Origin of the sequence: Stenotrophomonas sp. STK17_22 (assembly GCF_051983905.1) — a bacterium.
Classification (GTDB): domain Bacteria; phylum Pseudomonadota; class Gammaproteobacteria; order Xanthomonadales; family Xanthomonadaceae; genus Stenotrophomonas; species Stenotrophomonas maltophilia_A.
Genome location: NZ_CP197010.1, coordinates 5,153,913 through 5,170,000, shown reverse-complemented (window position 1 = coordinate 5,170,000; position 16,088 = coordinate 5,153,913). Strand labels below are relative to the sequence as shown.

Sequence of the window (16,088 nt, the reverse complement as noted above, 5' to 3'; positions counted from 1 at the left end):
GCTTAGAAGCAGCCACCCTTTAAAGAAAGCGTAATAGCTCACTGGTCGAGTCGGTCTGCGGGGAAGATTTAACGGGGCTAAGCACAGAACCGAAGCTTGGGGTGCATAACTTTGTTATGCGCGGTAGAGGAGCGTTCCGTAAGCCGTTGAAGGTGGATTGAGAAGTCTGCTGGAGGTATCGGAAGTGCGAATGCTGACATGAGTAACGATAATGCGGGTGAAAAACCCGCACGCCGAAAGCCCAAGGTTTCCTTGCGCAACGTTAATCGGCGCAGGGTGAGTCGGCCCCTAAGGCGAGGACGAAAGTCGTAGTCGATGGGAAGCAGGTTAATATTCCTGCACCTCGCGTAAGTGCGATGGAGGGACGGAGAAGGTTAGGTGTACCAGGCGTTGGTTGTCCTGGGGAAAGGCGGTAGGTTTGGATCTTTGGCAAATCCGGGATCCTCTAAGACCGAGCACCGAGACGAGCCTTTAAGGCGAAGTCACTGATACCACGCTTCCAGGAAAAGCTCCTAAGCTTCAGCTTACGCAGACCGTACCGTAAACCGACACAGGTGGGTAGGATGAGAATTCTCAGGCGCTTGAGAGAACTCGGGTGAAGGAACTAGGCAACATGGCACCGTAACTTCGGGAGAAGGTGCACCCTTTTTGGTGGCTCGTGCGAGCTATAGCTGAAGAGGGTCGCAGTAACCAGGCCGCTGCGACTGTTTATCAAAAACACAGCACTCTGCAAACACGAAAGTGGACGTATAGGGTGTGACGCCTGCCCGGTGCTGGAAGGTTAATTGATGGGGTCAGCCGCAAGGCGAAGCTCTTGATCGAAGCCCCAGTAAACGGCGGCCGTAACTATAACGGTCCTAAGGTAGCGAAATTCCTTGTCGGGTAAGTTCCGACCTGCACGAATGGCGTAACGACAGCGGCGCTGTCTCCACCCGAGACTCAGTGAAATTGAAATCGCTGTGAAGATGCAGCGTTCCCGTGGCAAGACGGAAAGACCCCGTGAACCTTTACTATAGCTTTACACTGAACGTTGAGTTCGTCTGTGTAGGATAGGTGGGAGGCTATGAAACTGTGGCGCTAGCTGCAGCGGAGCCATCCTTGAAATACCACCCTGTCGTGCTTGACGTTCTAACCTGGGCCCATTATCTGGGTCGGGGACCGTGTATGGTGGGTAGTTTGACTGGGGCGGTCTCCTCCTAAAGAGTAACGGAGGAGCTCGAAGGTACGCTCAGCGCGGTCGGACATCGCGCACTGTGTGCAAAGGCATAAGCGTGCTTGACTGCAAGATCGACGGATCAAGCAGGTAGGAAACTAGGACTTAGTGATCCGGTGGTTCTGTATGGAAGGGCCATCGCTCAACGGATAAAAGGTACTCCGGGGATAACAGGCTGATACCGCCCAAGAGTTCATATCGACGGCGGTGTTTGGCACCTCGATGTCGGCTCATCACATCCTGGGGCTGTAGTCGGTCCCAAGGGTATGGCTGTTCGCCATTTAAAGTGGTACGCGAGCTGGGTTCAGAACGTCGTGAGACAGTTCGGTCCCTATCTGCCATGGGCGTTGGAGATTTGAGAGGGGCTGCTCCTAGTACGAGAGGACCGGAGTGGACGAACCTCTGGTGTTCCGGTTGTCACGCCAGTGGCATTGCCGGGTAGCTATGTTCGGAAGCGATAACCGCTGAAAGCATCTAAGCGGGAAGCGCGCCTCAAGATGAGATCTCCCGGGGCACAAGCCCCCTGAAGGAACCATGTAGACTACGTGGTTGATAGGTCAGGTGTGTAAGTACAGCAATGTATTGAGCTAACTGATACTAATGATCCGAGAGGCTTGACCATATAACCTCAAGTTGCCTTGGCTTTACGACAACGTCGTAAGAGCATCCAAGTGCACGCTACGTCACAAGAACTACGAGAGGCAGGCGCCTTATCCAGCTGCATCGGATGGCGACGCTCCAACCGCCTCCCTGGTGAAATTAGCGCTGTGGAACCACCCGATCCCATCCCGAACTCGGAAGTGAAACGCAGCTGCGCCGATGGTAGTGTGGCTCAAGCCATGCGAGAGTAGGTCATCGCCAGGGTTTATACCCAAAAACCCCGCTGCTTACGCAGCGGGGTTTTTCTTTATGTGCAGAAAATGCGGTTCGTGCCGGCCGCTGGCTGGCACTGCCGTGGCTGCACAGCGGCCGGTAGATCCACGCTATGCGAGGATATTCTCCGCGGGCAGCCACAGCGCCAACCAAGGTTGGCGTCTACCGAGTGCAGCCGGACCAACAGTAGGTCCACGCCATGCGTGGATGGGCTGTCCCTGCAAAGATCGGTGCCAACCCCGGCAGCAGACCAGACAGTGCGCGTCGCTGTGATTGCCGGCCAGCGGCCGGCATTACCAGTAGATCCACGCCATGCGTGGATGCCCTCCGTGAGGAACCACGGCGCCAACCAAGGTTGGCAGCTACTGGCAGCAAGGCCTACGCAACAAAAAGACGGCGCCCTGCGGGCGCCGTCTTGATCAGGATCGAACTGAAGGCCCGGATCAGGCGGCCTGCGAGACCTCGTGCGGTTCCTGCTGGCGGAACACCGACACCGCCTCGGTAAGCGTACCCGCCTGCGATTGCAGCTCGCGTGCGGCGGCGGTGGCTTCTTCCACCAGCGCGGCATTCTGCTGCGTGGCCTGATCCATCTGCACCACGGTCTGGTTGATCTGCTCGATACCGATCGACTGCTCCTGCGACGCCGCGGATATCTCGCGCATCAGGTGGCTGACATCCTCCACGCCGCCAACAATGCCCTGCATGCGTTGGCCGGCGTCAGCTACCAGCTGGGCACCCTCACCCACCTGGCGGCCGGCTTCGTCGATCAGCTTCTTGATCTCCAGGGCCGCCGCCGCAGAGCGCTGCGCCAGTACCCGCACCTCGCTGGCCACGACCGCGAAGCCTCGGCCCTGTTCGCCGGCGCGTGCCGCCTCCACGGCTGCGTTCAAGGCCAGGATATTGGTCTGGAAGGCAATGCCGTCGATGACGCCGGTGATGTCGCCGATCCGCTTCGAGGCACCTTCGATGGCCTGCATGGTATTCACCACCCGCTGCATGGCCGTGTTGCCGTCACTGGCAGCGCTCTGCGTGGAAGCCGCCAACGCACTGGCCTCACGCGCATGGGCGGCGTTCTGGCGCACGGTGGCGGTGAGTTCCTCCATCGATGCTGCGGTCTCCTGCAGGTGCGCGGCCTGGCGCTCGCTGCGCTCGGACAACGCGCCGTTGCCGGCGGCAATCTCGCTGGCGGCGGTACTGATCGACGCCGCACATTCCTGGATGCGACCGACCATGCGTGCCAACTGACCGGCCGTGGCATTCGCATCGCGCTGGATGGCAGCGAAAGCACCGTGATACTCGCCGTGCATGCGCCGGTCCAGATCGCCATTGGCCAGTGCCGAGAGCATCTGCCGCACTTCGTTGACGGTGCTGCCGAGCGTATCGAGCAGCTGGTTGATGCCACCGGTCAGCCCATCGAGGAAACTGGCACCTTCAGTGGCCTGCAGGCGCTGGTCCAGATCACCGGCCGCTGCCGCTGCGACGATGCCGGCCACGGCGTTTTCCAGCGCGAGTTCATGGGTGCGGTCATGCCATTCCACGGCGAAGCCCAGGCGCACGCCCTGCGCATCGAACACCGGGGTGACCACCTGCGCGAAGTGCACCGGGCCGATCTGGACCTTGCCGTTGTGCGTGACCTGCAGGCCATTGAGGATCGCGCGGATGCGGTCCGGGTTGGCGTGGAAGCGGTGGATGCTGCTGCCGACCAGGCGCTCGGCATCGAAGTCGGGGAAGGCCTGGCGCAGTGTTGCCTGCTGGTTGCGCAGCAGGGCCACCACCGAGCGGTTCACGTAACGGATCACGTGGTCGTTGTCGGCAATCATCATCGCGGTGCGCGAGGCATCCAGCGCCTGGCGGATCTGCGCATTCTCGGCATGCGCGTCAGCCTCGCGCCCACGCTGCGCCTGCACGTGGCGGGCGGTATCGGCCAGCGCATGGGCCAGCGAACCGGGTGCATAGGCCGCAGTATCCGCATGTGCGCTCAGATCGGTGCCCGTCGCGATATCGCGCGCCAGTGCCGCCAGGCGGCGTGGGCCGTGGCCAAGTGCCTCGGTCTGCTGCCGCAGGCGCAGCGCGACCTGGCCGAGGAACACGGTCAGGCTGGCGAACAGGCCGGCCTGCAGCAACGTCGGTCCCACGGCTGCGCCGTGCAGCAGCGGTACCAGCAGGGCGAGGGTGCCAACACCACCGGCCAGCCATACCGGCAGGCGATCGCGGTGGCTGAGCAGCACGCCCAGCAGCAACGCGACCGGCAACGCCGGCGCCAGGCCGACGATCGCGCACAACAAGGCCAGCTGCAGCGACAACAGCAATGCCAGGCCATTGCGGGCGACGGCCCGGCCCGCCTGTGGACCGGCCAGCCAGAGGGCGGGCAGTACGGCGGCCGCGGCCAACGCAGCGCCCGGTACGTGGGGCCCACGCAGGGCCAGCACGAGGCCAGCCACAGCCAACGCCGCGCTGCCGATCAGCAGTCGACGGTCAGCGCGGCGCGCGAGCTGCTGCAGATGCGGCATGCGGGCGGTATCGGGGGGACGGGAGGATGCAACGGACATCGGCGACTCCTGGATCAGCAAACGACAACAGCCACGCCGCGGCGCACGCAGGAGTGCGTGAGCAGGGCGCGAGCCGGGAATTCGGGGAATGCGGCGCGATCAGCGACGCGGAGACGGGACACCGTGGCCACATCCTGTGGGTGACGGTGCAGCAGAGCGGGCATGCGGACTTCCTTGCAGAACCAGACACACGCCGCAGGCCCGACCGGACCTGCGTGCTGCGGACGCAGGGGCCCGCAACTGATGTATCGGCCGCAAACGCGCGGAGTGAAGCGCGCGGATACGTTTGCTCAGCCGGCGTTGCCGTTGCTGAAGAAGTGCAGGATCACGCCCGCGATCTGTTCCGGGTCTTCCATGTGCAGGTGATGGTTGCCGGCAAACACCGCCAGACGGCCATCGCGCAGGTGCTGCAGGCGATCGCTGCGCATCGGCTCGGGATAGTACGACTGCGCCGGTGTGGCGTAGATCACCTGCGTCGGGCAGGCGATGGCCTGCAGCAGGTTGTCGATCTGGCCTTCGCTGAGGCGGATCGCAGTGGGCAGCATCAGGCGCGGGTCGCTGCACCAGCGGTAACCACCTTCGACCGCCTCCACGCCGCGCTCGACCAGCAGCCGTGCACAGCGCTCGCTGAGCTGGTTGGTCATCATCCGCGCGCGGATCGGCGCGGCGAGGTCGGGGAACACGCGCAGCTGCTTGCGTGCCAGTGCGCGCGTGGCATTCACATGCTCGCGCAGGCGGTTGGCGGTTTCTTCCTCAGGACCACGCAGGCCGCCGAGTGCTTCGATCGCCACCAGCCGTTCGACACGGTCGCTGACTGAGGCGGTGAGGCTGGCGATGCCGGCGCCCATCGAATGGCCAAGCAGGCTGAAACGGTCCCAGCCCAGCGCGTCGGCGACGTCGAGTACGTGACAGATGGCGGCGGCCGTGGTGTAGCTGGCACCGGCCGGCAGATGCGCGCTGTGGCCGTGGCCGGGCAGGTCGATGGCCACCAGCTGCAACGACGACAGGTGCGGCGCCAGCGGCACGAAGCTGGCCGCGTTGTCGAGCCAGCCATGCAGGGCCAGCACGCGCGGGCCGTCACCGTGGTTGCGCAGGCCGGCGACGCGCGCGCCACCGACCTCCAGTTCAAACGGTTGCAGACTCATGCCAGCGAGGCCACGGCAAGCCGCGCAAGCGCACGCGCGTGCTCCGGTTCGGCGTTGAGGCAGGGGATGTAGCGCATCGTCGCGCCGCGCTCGGCCAGTGTTTCGGTGAAGCCCAGTGCCACTTCTTCCAGCGTCTCCAGACAGTCGGTGGCGAAGCCCGGACACACCACGTCGATCTGCTTCACGCCGGATTCGGCCAGCGCCCACAGGCTGGGCTCGGCATACGGCTGCAGCCAGCGCTCGCGGCCGAAGCGCGACTGATAGCCCATCTGCCAGTCGTCCCTGCCCAGCTCCAGCGCCTTGGCGATGGCCTGCGCACTGGCCTCGCAGCGCTGCGGATACGGATCGCCGGCATCGGCCAGGCGCTGCGGGATGCCGTGGAAGGAGAACATCAGTTTCTGGCCGCGACCGTGCTGTTCCCAGTAGCGGCGGATCGAGCCGGCAACGGCGTCGACCCAGCCCGGATCGACCGAATAGTCGCGTACCAGGCTCACGGTCACGCCCGGATTGCGGCGCTGCCAGGCATCGACGCGGTCTTCGACCGAGGCGGTGGTGGTGGTGGAGTACTGAGGGTAAAGCGGCAGCACCACGACGCGGCGCGCACCGTCGGCCGCCAGCCGGTCGAGTTCGCTGGCCAGCGCCGGTTCGCCATAGCGCATTGCATGGCGCACCGTCAGGGTCGGCAACAGCGCTTGCATGGCCTGCGCCAGCTGGCGCGTATGCACCATCAGCGGAGAGCCCTCCGGCAGCCAGACCTGGGCGTACTTGGCCGCTGAACGGCTGCTGCGCAGCGGCAGGATCAGTCCGCGCAGCAACGGCTGCCACAGCAGTGCCGGGATCGAGACCACGCGGGGGTCGGACAGGAATTCAGCCAGGTAACGGCGTACGGCGGGGGCCGTCGGCGTCTCGGGCGTGCCTAGGTTGACCGCCAGCACGGCGGTATCGGGTGCGTCGAGCATGAGCGGTATTGTCGCCGATCCGGTGCCGCGCCGGGATGCAGGGTTCGGATTGCAGGCATAGCGCGCATCAATGTGAGCAGGGAGCGCTCATTGGGGATTCATGACAACACTACTAATTTCAGTCACTTGCTATATCTTCCTATGGACTGACTTCTGGAGCCTGCCATGCGTCGCCCGATCCAAGCCCTGCTGATCGCCGCCAGCCTGCTGTCCAGCCAGGCCATGGCCGGACCGCAGGAAGACCAGCGTGCCCGCAATGCCGTGCGCGTGCTGGCTGAAATCCAGGAAATCCCTGAACAGGGCATTCCGGACAAATTGCTCGACGAAGGCCGCGCGGTCATCGTCATTCCCGACACGATCAAGGCCGGTCTGGTCATTGGCGGTCGTCGTGGCCACGGCCTGATGTCCGTGCGCATGCCCAACGGTGCCTGGTCCAACCCGGTGTTCGTGAAGCTCACCGGCGGCAGCATCGGCTTCCAGGCCGGCGTGCAGTCCTCCGATGTGGTGCTGGTGTTCCGCAACGACCGGAGCCTGGACAACCTGGTCAACGGCAAGTTCACGCTGGGCGCCGATGCGGGTGTCGCCGCCGGCCCGGTCGGCCGCAATGCCGCCGCCGCCACCGACGGTCAGCTGAAGGCCGAGATCTGGTCCTGGTCGCGCGCCCGCGGCCTGTTCGCCGGTGTCGCCCTGGATGGTGCGGTGCTGCAGATCGACGATGCCGCCAATCTGGACGCCTACGGCAGCAACACCACGCCGCGCATGATCTTCGAAGGCCGCGCGGCCGGTTCGCCGTCGATGGATGTGGTCACGTTCCGCGACCGCCTGGAAGAGGCCACCTACGCCGCGCGTAACAACCGCAGCGGCAACGGCGGTAGCGCGCCGCGCCCGGCAGCGGCCCCGGCGGTTGCTCCGGCGCCTGTTCATGCAGCGCCGGCCGCCCCGGCCGAAGCCACTACCGCACCGCTGCAGAACGTGCCGCAGAACCCGCCGCCGCAGCAGCAGGGCTTCCAGCCGGTCAACGACGGCGAGATCCGCACGGAAACGCTGGGCGGAAACTGACTTTCGTCACGCGCGCCGGCTAACACCCGGTGCGCTATGCTCGACAGCCTGATCACTAACGTAACGAGCGTCTTTATGGGCAGTTTCAGCATCTGGCATTGGTTGGTCGTGCTGGCCATCGTCCTGCTGGTGTTCGGCACCAAGCGCCTGACCAGTGGCGCCAAGGATCTCGGTTCGGCGGTCAAGGAATTCAAGAAGGGCATGCGCGACGAGGACAAGCCGAACGCGCAGCTGGGCGATGAATCGCGCAGCCAGGACGCCTCGCGCGCCGCGCAGGACGAGCACGATCGTAACGCTCGCTGATCCGGAGCGGTCGCGGTGTTTGATATCGGCTTCAGCGAGCTGCTGGTGATTGCAGTGGTCGCCCTGGTGGTGCTCGGTCCCGAGCGCCTGCCCAAGGCGGCCCGCTTCGCCGGCCTGTGGGTGCGTCGTGCCCGCAATCAATGGGATTCGGTGAAACAGGAACTGGAGCGCGAACTGCAGGCCGAGGACATCAAGCGGCAGATGCAGGACGTGCGCCAGGGCATGCAGGACACCGAGAACCAGCTGCGCGCCAGCGGTGAAGCGATCCGTCGCGAAGCGCAGGAGGCCCAGCAGCAGGGCGATACGCTGGCGCAGGAGGTGCGCGCGCCGGCGCCCGCAGATCTTCCGCCGCACATGAGCGCCGTGCCCGACGCCGATGCGCCGGCACGGGAGAGCGTTGCTCCCGAGCCGACGCCGGCGACACCCCCTGATGCCGGTGCGACGCCGCCGCAGAGCAGCCCGGAGCGCCAGCCATGAGTGAACAGGATTTCGGCGAAAGCTCGCTGGTCGAACATCTGGTGGAACTGCGCGGCCGCCTGGTGCGCGCATTGCTGGGCCTGGGCGTGGTGCTGCTGGCGCTGCTGCCGTTTACCCAGAAGCTGTACAACGCGCTGGCCGAACCGCTGGTCTCGCAGCTGCCGAACGGGCAGACGATGATCGCCACCAACCCGGCCGGTGCGTTCTTCGCCCCGCTGAAGCTGACCTTCTTCGTCGCCCTGTTCGTGGCGGTGCCGTGGCTGCTGTACCAGCTGTGGGCGTTCGTCGCCCCGGGCCTGTATGCGCGCGAGAAGCGCCTGGCGGTGCCGTTGCTGGTGTCGTCGGTGCTGCTGTTCTACGCCGGCTGCGCCTTTGCCTACTTCCTGGTGCTGCCGGCGGTGTTCCACTTCCTGACCACCTTCAGCCCGGACGTGATCGCGATCACTCCGGATGCGAACGCCTACCTGGACTTCGTGCTGGCGATCTTCTTCGCTTTCGGCGGCAGCTTCGAACTGCCGGTGGCAATGGTGATCCTGGTGCTGCTGGGCTGGGTGACGCCGCAGCAGTTCAAGGAAGGCCGTGGCTACGCGATCGTCGGCATCTTCGTGGTGGCCGCAGTGCTGACCCCGCCGGACGTGGTCTCGCAGCTGATGTTGGCGATTCCGATGTGCCTGCTCTACGAACTGGGCATCCACGCCGCACGCTGGCTGGTGCCGTCGTCGGTAGCGAAAAAACCCGCCGCCTGAAAGAAAAAAAGGGGACGGAGGGGATTAAGTCGTTAGCTGCACACACTGGGCATAAACGACTTAATCCCCTCCGTCCCCTTTTTCCGTCAGGCGTGGAACACGTCGCTTGAGGTCGGCGTGGTCGGGATCGGTGGGGCCGCGCGGCTGCCGCGATGCACGAACATCTGCTTCCACGCGGCGTAGACCGCGCCGACATACAGCGGCATCAGCACCGTGGTCAGCACCAGCTGGGCGATGAAGGCCGCAGCCAGCGGGCCACCGATCAGCATCGCGACCTGGATCACGATCACGAACAGGATGTACATGCAGAACGCGGCGATCAGGCCGAGCGCGGCGAACACGAACATCGCGCCGATGTTCTCGATGCAGCCCTGCAGGCTCAGGCGCAGCGCATGCATGCCGCTCTGCTTGTCGAACACCACCAGCGCCGGCTGGGTGAACATCGCCAGTGACAGCGCCACCGCGCTCAGGAACACCAGCAGCATCCACAGCGCGATGCGCTTGGCCGGCAGGTTGGCGACCAGCGCGGCCGCGTCGTCCGGCTTGATCTGCTGGCCGCTGCGGCTGATTTCTTCCATCTTGGTCATGACCTCGCTGAAGGCGGTGAAGCCCTCGCGGCCGATCATCATGAACAACAGTGCGCCCAGCAGCAGGACCGCCAGCACCTGTATCGCCAGCGGCACCAGCAGGTGGCTGACGCGGTGGTCGCGGATCGGCTGCAGCAGGTGCGAGGCCAGGCCCGGGCGGCCCTCGTCGATCTCGCCCACGGCATACAGCATGCCGCCGAACATGATCGGCGAAATGGCCAGGGTCATGAGCTGTACTGCCATGCCGGCGGCGCCGGGAATCAAGGTCGACAGCAGGGTCACCACCCAGCTCACCAGCAGCCAGGTCAGGCCGATCCGGGCCAGCTGCAGCGGCGCACGCCGGTACAGGGAGAACGTATCCAGCAACCACTGGGCGCCCGCCGAGGCCGGCAGCTTGCGAATCTCTTTCATGGACATCCGGGAAGGACAGGAGGGGGCCGGGCGGCTGCCCGTGCCGCCGATTATCCCTGTTTTGCCACCGGCTGGGCTGAAGACAGCCGCGCCTGGCGGACGAAGCGGCGCAACAGCTGGCGGGCCAGCGGTGCGGCGCTGACCGCGCGCTCGATGCTGCGGGCGCAGCCGCCGTGGCGGCCGATGCAGTCGGCGCGGGCGCGCACGTAGCCGCGCATGTGGTGGGTGGCGAATTCCGGATGGAACTGCACGCCCCACGCCTGGCGGCCCCAGCGGAAGGCGTGGCAGCCGTCCAGCGGCGAGCGTGCCAGCACTTCGGCACCTTCCGGCGCGCGCAGCACGGTCTGCAGATGGGTGGCATGGGCGGCAAAGTGCTGCGGCAGGCCCTGGAACAGCGGGTCCTGCGCCGCCTGCGGCTGCAGTTCCAGTTCGATCGTGCCGGACTCGCGGCCGGCCGGGTTGTAGGCCACCTCGCCACCCAGCGCATGTGCCAGCAGCTGATGGCCGTAGCAGATGCCGAACACCGGCAGGTCGTCGTGGGCGGTCTGGCGCAGCCACGCGGCGCTGCGCTCGCTCCAGTCGGCATGGTCGGTGACGAAGGCGGCCGAGCCGGTCACCAGCACGCCGGCGAAGGCATGTGGGTCGGGCAGGGCGCCACCGTGTTCGACATCGACCACCACCGTCTCGTGCTCTTCCAGCCCGGCGGCGACGCGGATCCAGTGCGGAAAGCGCCCGTAGCGGCGCAGCGACGGCACCGGTCGGCCGGTTTCAAGGATCAGGAACGGGGCTGGGTTCATCCGGGGGCGGCAGGACTGACAGGACTTCCTCGATTGTAGTCAGCCCCTGCGCCACCTTTTCAAGCCCGGCCTGACGCAGGGTTCGCAGCCCTTCAGCCCGCGCGGCACGGGTGAAACCGGCCAGATCCATGTCGGCGCGGATCTGCCCGCGCAGCCGCGAGCCCAATGGCAGCAACTCATACAGGCCGATGCGGCCGAGGAATCCGGTGCGCCGGCACTCCAGGCAACCGACCGGCCGACAGGGTGTGGCGGCATCTGGATATGCGGCATGGCTATCAGCCAGCACCGCCCAGTCGGCGGCGCCGAGGCTGTGCGGCTGCTTGCAGTGCGGGCACAGCGTGCGCACCAGGCGCTGGGCGAGGATGCCGTTGAGGGTGCTGGCCAGCAGGTAGTGCGGCACGCCCAGGTCGAGCAGGCGGGTGACCGCCGAGGGCGCATCGTTGGTATGCAGGGTGGACAGCACCAGGTGGCCGGTCAGCGAGGCCTGCACCGCCATCTGCGCGGTTTCCAGGTCGCGGATCTCGCCGATCATGATGATGTCCGGGTCCTGCCGCAGCAGCGTGCGCACGCCGCTGGCGAAGTCCAGGTCGATGTTGGCCTGCACCTGCATCTGGTTGAATTCGGGCGCGATCATCTCGATCGGGTCTTCCACCGTGCAGACGTTCACGTCCGGCGTGGCCAGCCGCTTCAGCGTCGAATACAGGGTGGTGGTCTTGCCCGAGCCAGTCGGGCCGGTGACCAGCACGATGCCATGCGGGCGCTCGACCAGCGCATTCCAGCCGGCGGCCTCCTGCGGGCTGAAACCGAGCTGGTCGATGCTCTTGAAGGCGGCATCGGGGTCGAAGATGCGCATCACGCACTTCTCGCCGAAGGCGGTGGGCATGGTCGACAGGCGCATCTCGACCTCGCGGCCGCCCGGCGAACGGGTCTTGATGCGGCCATCCTGCGGGCGCCGGCGTTCGGCCAGGTCCATGCGGCCGAGCACCTTGATGCGGCTGACCACCGCGGTCATCACCGCCGGCGGTACCTCGAACACCTTGTGCAGCACGCCGTCGATGCGGAAGCGCATGCGCCCCATTTCGCGGCGCGGCTCCAGGTGGATGTCCGACGCGCGCTGCTCGTAGGCGTACTGCAGCAGCCAGTCCACGATATGCACGATGTGCTGGTCGTCGGCATTGACGTCGCCGGTGCGGCCCAGCTCCACCAGTTGCTCGAAGCTGGGCAGGGTGGTATTGGCTTCGCCACGCACGTCGCCACGGGCGCCGCGCACCGAACGGGTCACCCCGTAGAACTCCATGGTGTAGCGGTGCAGGTCCAGCGGGTTGACCACCGCCAGCTCGATGCGGCGCCGGGTCAGGTGCTGCAGGTCGCGGCGCCATTCCTGCACCAGTGGCTCGCTGGTGGCCACCAGCACGCGCTCGGCATCCACCGCCAACGGCAGGAAACGGTGGCGGCGCGCGTAGGCATGGGAGACCAGCGCGGTGACCGCGGCGACGTCGACCCGGGTCGGGTCGATGCGCAGGTAGCGGCTGCTGGTGCGCTGCGCCAGCCACTCGGTGAGGCGCTCCAGGGTCAGTTCACCACCGCCGTTGGCGGCCAGCTTGAGGTTGGACAGCAGCACCAGCGGGTGCACTTCACTGGCGTTGCGTGCGCCCTGCCCGGAAAAGCGCATGCGCTCGCGGTCCTGCTCGGCCACCAGGCCATCGGCGATCAGGGCCGCGGCAATCTGCTCGAACTGCAGGCGACCCCACGGCAGCGGTACGCCGCCAGCCTCGCCGGGCGTGCCCACCGGCAGCCGATGTTCCATCTGCCTGCTCCTCCCGGGTACGGAATGCCCCGCAGGTCGGCCGTTATACTAGCGCACCCCCTTGCCGGCCAAGACTCGTACGCATGTCCGCGACCCCGACCGTTCCGATCACCTTCCAGGGCCTGATCCAGACCCTGAACCAGTTCTGGGCCCAGCAGGGCTGCGTGCTCATCCAGCCGCTCGACCTGGAGGTGGGCGCCGGTACCTTCCACCCGGCCACCTTCCTGCGTGCGATCGGTCCGGAGAGCTGGAACGCGGCCTACGTGCAGCCCTCGCGCCGCCCGACCGACGGCCGCTACGGCGAGAACCCGAACCGTCTGCAGCGCTACTACCAGTACCAGGTGGCGATGAAGCCGGCGCCGGACAACATCCAGCAGCTGTACCTGGATTCGCTGAAGGCACTGGGCATCGACCCGCTGGTGCACGACCTGCGCTTCGTCGAGGACAACTGGGAGTCGCCGACGCTGGGCGCCTGGGGCCTGGGCTGGGAAGTCTGGCTCAACGGCATGGAGGTGACCCAGTTCACCTACTTCCAGCAGGCTGGTGGCCTGGAGTGCCGCCCGGTGCTGGGCGAGATCACCTACGGTCTCGAACGCCTGTGCATGTACCTGCAGAACTGCGACAACGTCTACGACCTGGTCTGGACCTATGGCCCGGACGGCCAGCCGGTGACCTACGGCGACGTCTACCACCAGAACGAGGTGGAGCAGAGCACCTACAACTTCGAGTACGCCGACGTGGAAGAGATGTTCCACCGTTTCGACGCCTGCGAACGCGAAGCGCAGAAGCTGGTGGAAGTGAACCTGCCGCTGCCGGCCTACGAGCAGGTGATGAAGGCCAGCCACACCTTCAACCTGCTGGATGCGCGCCGCGCGATCAGCGTGACCGAGCGCCAGCGCTACATCCTGCGCGTGCGCGCGCTGGCCCAGGCGGTGGCCAAGGCGTACTACGAGCAGCGCGAGAAGCTGGGCTTCCCGGGCGCGAAGAAGGCCTGACGGCCGCTCCCCCTTACTCCGGGGCGCCGGACGCGTCGCGCGCTGCGCCCCCACCACAGGATTGAAACGATGAGCCAACTGTCCCCCCTGCTGATCGAACTGGGCACCGAGGAGCTGCCGGTCAAGGCGCTGCCGGGCCTCGCCCAGGCGTTCTTCGATGGCGTTGTCGACGGCCTGCGCAAGCGCGGCGTCGCGCTGGAACTGGGCGATGCGCGCCCGCTGTCGACTCCGCGCCGCCTGGCCGTGCTGCTGCCGGGCGTCGGCCTGGAACAGCCGGAACAGCACAGCGAAGTGCTGGGCCCGTACCTGAACATCGCGCTGGATGCCGAAGGCCAGCCGACCAAGGCCCTGCAGGGCTTCGCCGCCAAGGCCGGGATCGACTGGACCGCGCTGGAAAAGACCACCGACAACAAGGGTGAGCGCTTCGTGCACCGCGCGGTGACCCCGGGCGCGAGCACCGCCAGCCTGCTGCCGGAGATCCTGCGCGAGGCGATCGCGGCGATGCCGATTCCCAAGCCGATGCGCTGGGGCGACCACGCCTGGGGCTTCGCGCGCCCGGCGCACTGGCTGGTGCTGCTGCACGGCGCCAACGTGGTCGAGGCCGAACTGTTCGGCCTGCAGGCCGGCCGCGTCAGCCGTGGCCATCGCTTCCACCATGACCAGGCGGTGTCGCTGGCGCAGCCGCAGGACTACGTTGAAGCGCTGCGCGCCGCGTTCGTGCTGGTCGACCCGAGCGAGCGCCGCGCGCGCATCGTCGCCGAGGTCGAGGCCGCTGCGGCCAAGGCCGGTGGCAGCGCCCGCATCACCGACGACAACCTGGAGCAGGTGGTGAACCTGGTCGAATGGCCGTCGGCGGTGCTGTGCAGCTTCGAGCCCGCGTTCCTGGCGGTGCCGCAGGAAGCGCTGATCGAGACGATGGAGATCAACCAGAAGTTCTTCCCGGTGCTGGATGCCGCAGGCACGCTGACCGAGAAGTTCATCGGCATCGCCAACATCGAATCGAAGAACGTGGCCGAAGTGGCCAAGGGCTACGAGCGGGTGATCCGTCCGCGTTTCGCCGATGCCAAGTTCTTCTTCGACGAGGACCTGAAACAGGGCCTGGTGTCGATGGGTGAGGGGCTGAAGACGGTGACCTACCAGGCCAAGCTGGGCAGCGTGGCCGACAAGGTGGCGCGCGTGGCTGCACTGGCCGAAGTGATCGCACCCCAGGTTGGCGCCGATGCCGCGCAGGCCAAGCGGGCTGCCGAACTGGCCAAGAACGACCTGCAGTCGCGCATGGTCAACGAATTCCCGGAACTGCAGGGCATCGCCGGCCGCCACTACGCCGTGGCCGGTGGTGAATCGCAGGAGGTGGCGCTGGCCATCGACGAGGCCTACCAGCCGCGCTTCGGTGGTGATGACATCGCGCTGTCGCCGCTGGGCAAGGTGCTGGCGATTGCTGAACGTGTCGACACGCTGGCCGGTGGCTTCGCCGCTGGCCTGAAGCCGACCGGCAACAAGGACCCGTTCGCCCTGCGCCGCAACGCGCTGGGCCTGGCCCGCACGATCATCGAAAGCGGCTTCGAGCTGGACCTGCGCGCGCTGCTGGCCAGCGCCAACGCCGGCCTGGCCGCACGCAACGTGCAGGCCGATGTCGGCGAGCTGTACGACTTCATCCTCGACCGCCTGAAGGGCTACTACGCCGACAAGGGCGTGCCGGCCACGCACTTCAACGCCGTCGCCGAGCTGAAGCCGGCCTCGCTGTACGACTTCGACCGCCGTCTGGATGCGATCGGGACCTTCGCCACGCTGCCGGAAGCCGAGGCGCTGGCTGCGGCCAACAAGCGCATCCGCAACATCCTCCGCAAGGCCGAAGGCGACATCCCGGCCCAGATCGACCCGGCGCTGCTGCAGGAAGACGCCGAGCGCGCGCTGGCTGAAGCTGTCACCGCGGCCATCGACGACACCGGCGCCAGCCTGCAGCACAAGGACTATGTGGCTGTGCTGGCGCGCCTGGCACGCCTGCGCCCGCAGGTCGACGCGTTCTTCGATGGCGTGATGGTCAATGCCGAGGATCCGGCGCTGCGTGGCAACCGCCTGGCGCTGCTGACGATGCTGGGCGAGCGCCTGGGCAAGGTGGCAGCGATCGAGCATCTGTCGAGCTGACGCCCGTATTGGTAGTGCCGGC

Annotated in this window: 12 protein-coding genes and 2 rRNA genes (1 of these 14 only partly in view); 8 read left to right on the top strand and 6 right to left on the bottom strand. The window is 66.3% G+C overall.

Features of this window, described 5'->3' with window-relative positions:
* Together ACSYS9_RS24000 and rrf are read left to right on the top strand one after the other, a co-directional pair.
* Nucleotides 1–1,835 (top strand): 23S ribosomal RNA (locus ACSYS9_RS24000) (it extends 1,045 nt beyond the left edge of the window).
* A gap of 127 nt (nucleotides 1,836–1,962) precedes the next feature.
* Nucleotides 1,963–2,077: ribosomal RNA gene (rrf, locus tag ACSYS9_RS23995) — 5S ribosomal RNA — on the top strand.
* A gap of 452 nt (nucleotides 2,078–2,529) precedes the next feature.
* Here rrf and ACSYS9_RS23990 read toward each other — a convergent pair.
* From ACSYS9_RS23990 to hemH, 3 genes are all read right to left on the bottom strand, one after another.
* Nucleotides 2,530–4,635, bottom strand: a complete 2,106-nt coding sequence (locus ACSYS9_RS23990; RefSeq protein ID WP_071229438.1) for a methyl-accepting chemotaxis protein — start codon at nucleotides 4,633–4,635, stop codon at nucleotides 2,530–2,532.
* Between the two features lie 290 nt (nucleotides 4,636–4,925).
* On the bottom strand, nucleotides 4,926–5,780 hold the full coding sequence (locus ACSYS9_RS23985; RefSeq protein ID WP_071229439.1) for an alpha/beta fold hydrolase: 855 nt from the start codon (nucleotides 5,778–5,780) through the stop codon (nucleotides 4,926–4,928).
* On the bottom strand, nucleotides 5,777–6,739 hold the full coding sequence (hemH, locus tag ACSYS9_RS23980) for a ferrochelatase (protein ID WP_049462244.1): 963 nt from the start codon (nucleotides 6,737–6,739) through the stop codon (nucleotides 5,777–5,779). The genes ACSYS9_RS23985 and hemH overlap by 4 nt, the downstream gene beginning before the upstream one ends.
* Before the next feature lie 165 nt (nucleotides 6,740–6,904).
* On the opposite strand from hemH, the gene ACSYS9_RS23975 reads away from it, so the two are divergent.
* The 4 genes from ACSYS9_RS23975 to tatC all read left to right on the top strand — a co-directional run bounded on the left by ACSYS9_RS23975 (nucleotide 6,905) and on the right by tatC (nucleotide 9,324).
* Complete coding sequence (locus tag ACSYS9_RS23975) at nucleotides 6,905–7,798, top strand: lipid-binding SYLF domain-containing protein (protein WP_071229440.1); 894 nt, start codon at nucleotides 6,905–6,907, stop codon at nucleotides 7,796–7,798.
* Between the two features lie 75 nt (nucleotides 7,799–7,873).
* Nucleotides 7,874–8,101 (top strand): Sec-independent protein translocase subunit TatA, encoded by a 228-nt coding sequence (tatA, locus tag ACSYS9_RS23970; protein WP_032128453.1) that lies wholly within the window; start codon nucleotides 7,874–7,876, stop codon nucleotides 8,099–8,101.
* Between the two features lie 15 nt (nucleotides 8,102–8,116).
* Complete coding sequence (tatB, locus tag ACSYS9_RS23965; protein WP_071229441.1) at nucleotides 8,117–8,578, top strand: Sec-independent protein translocase protein TatB; 462 nt, start codon at nucleotides 8,117–8,119, stop codon at nucleotides 8,576–8,578.
* Entirely contained in the window at nucleotides 8,575–9,324 is a 750-nt protein-coding gene (tatC, locus tag ACSYS9_RS23960; protein WP_071229442.1) for a twin-arginine translocase subunit TatC, read from the top strand. Before tatB ends, tatC begins: the two co-directional genes overlap by 4 nt.
* 86 nt (nucleotides 9,325–9,410) lie before the next feature.
* Here tatC and ACSYS9_RS23955 read toward each other — a convergent pair whose 3' ends face one another.
* From ACSYS9_RS23955 to ACSYS9_RS23945, 3 genes are read right to left on the bottom strand one after another with little or no spacing between them, the layout of a single operon-like run.
* Nucleotides 9,411–10,322, bottom strand: a complete 912-nt coding sequence (locus tag ACSYS9_RS23955) for a BPSS1780 family membrane protein (protein WP_012512520.1) — start codon at nucleotides 10,320–10,322, stop codon at nucleotides 9,411–9,413.
* A 50-nt stretch (nucleotides 10,323–10,372) separates the two neighbouring features.
* On the bottom strand, nucleotides 10,373–11,119 hold the full coding sequence (locus ACSYS9_RS23950) for a glutamine amidotransferase (protein WP_071229443.1): 747 nt from the start codon (nucleotides 11,117–11,119) through the stop codon (nucleotides 10,373–10,375).
* Nucleotides 11,091–12,926, bottom strand: coding sequence for a GspE/PulE family protein (locus tag ACSYS9_RS23945; RefSeq protein WP_071229444.1), 1,836 nt, complete (start codon nucleotides 12,924–12,926; stop codon nucleotides 11,091–11,093). The genes ACSYS9_RS23950 and ACSYS9_RS23945 overlap by 29 nt, the downstream gene beginning before the upstream one ends.
* An 83-nt stretch (nucleotides 12,927–13,009) precedes the next feature.
* Between ACSYS9_RS23945 and glyQ the strand changes: the two genes are divergently transcribed.
* Both glyQ and glyS read left to right on the top strand, forming a co-directional pair.
* Nucleotides 13,010–13,921, top strand: a complete 912-nt coding sequence (gene glyQ / locus ACSYS9_RS23940) for a glycine--tRNA ligase subunit alpha (protein ID WP_006403404.1) — start codon at nucleotides 13,010–13,012, stop codon at nucleotides 13,919–13,921.
* 69 nt (nucleotides 13,922–13,990) lie between these two features.
* Nucleotides 13,991–16,066 (top strand): glycine--tRNA ligase subunit beta, encoded by a 2,076-nt coding sequence (gene glyS, locus ACSYS9_RS23935; RefSeq protein WP_071229445.1) that lies wholly within the window; start codon nucleotides 13,991–13,993, stop codon nucleotides 16,064–16,066.
* Nucleotides 16,067–16,088 lie beyond the last annotated feature (22 nt).

Bases quoted from the DNA above. Each gene is read 5' to 3' on its own strand.
- ACSYS9_RS23990 (WP_071229438.1), bottom strand. From the start codon at position 4,635: ATGTCCGTTGCATCCTCCCGTCCCCCCGATACCGCCCGCATGCCGCAT.
- ACSYS9_RS23985 (WP_071229439.1), bottom strand. From the start codon at position 5,780: ATGAGTCTGCAACCGTTTGAACTGGAGGTCGGTGGCGCGCGCGTCGCC.
- hemH (WP_049462244.1), bottom strand. From the start codon at position 6,739: ATGCTCGACGCACCCGATACCGCCGTGCTGGCGGTCAACCTAGGCACG.
- ACSYS9_RS23975 (WP_071229440.1), top strand. From the start codon at position 6,905: ATGCGTCGCCCGATCCAAGCCCTGCTGATCGCCGCCAGCCTGCTGTCC.
- tatA (WP_032128453.1), top strand. From the start codon at position 7,874: ATGGGCAGTTTCAGCATCTGGCATTGGTTGGTCGTGCTGGCCATCGTC.
- tatC (WP_071229442.1), top strand. From the start codon at position 8,575: ATGAGTGAACAGGATTTCGGCGAAAGCTCGCTGGTCGAACATCTGGTG.
- ACSYS9_RS23955 (WP_012512520.1), bottom strand. From the start codon at position 10,322: ATGAAAGAGATTCGCAAGCTGCCGGCCTCGGCGGGCGCCCAGTGGTTG.
- ACSYS9_RS23950 (WP_071229443.1), bottom strand. From the start codon at position 11,119: ATGAACCCAGCCCCGTTCCTGATCCTTGAAACCGGCCGACCGGTGCCG.
- ACSYS9_RS23945 (WP_071229444.1), bottom strand. From the start codon at position 12,926: ATGGAACATCGGCTGCCGGTGGGCACGCCCGGCGAGGCTGGCGGCGTA.
- glyQ (WP_006403404.1), top strand. From the start codon at position 13,010: ATGTCCGCGACCCCGACCGTTCCGATCACCTTCCAGGGCCTGATCCAG.
- glyS (WP_071229445.1), top strand. From the start codon at position 13,991: ATGAGCCAACTGTCCCCCCTGCTGATCGAACTGGGCACCGAGGAGCTG.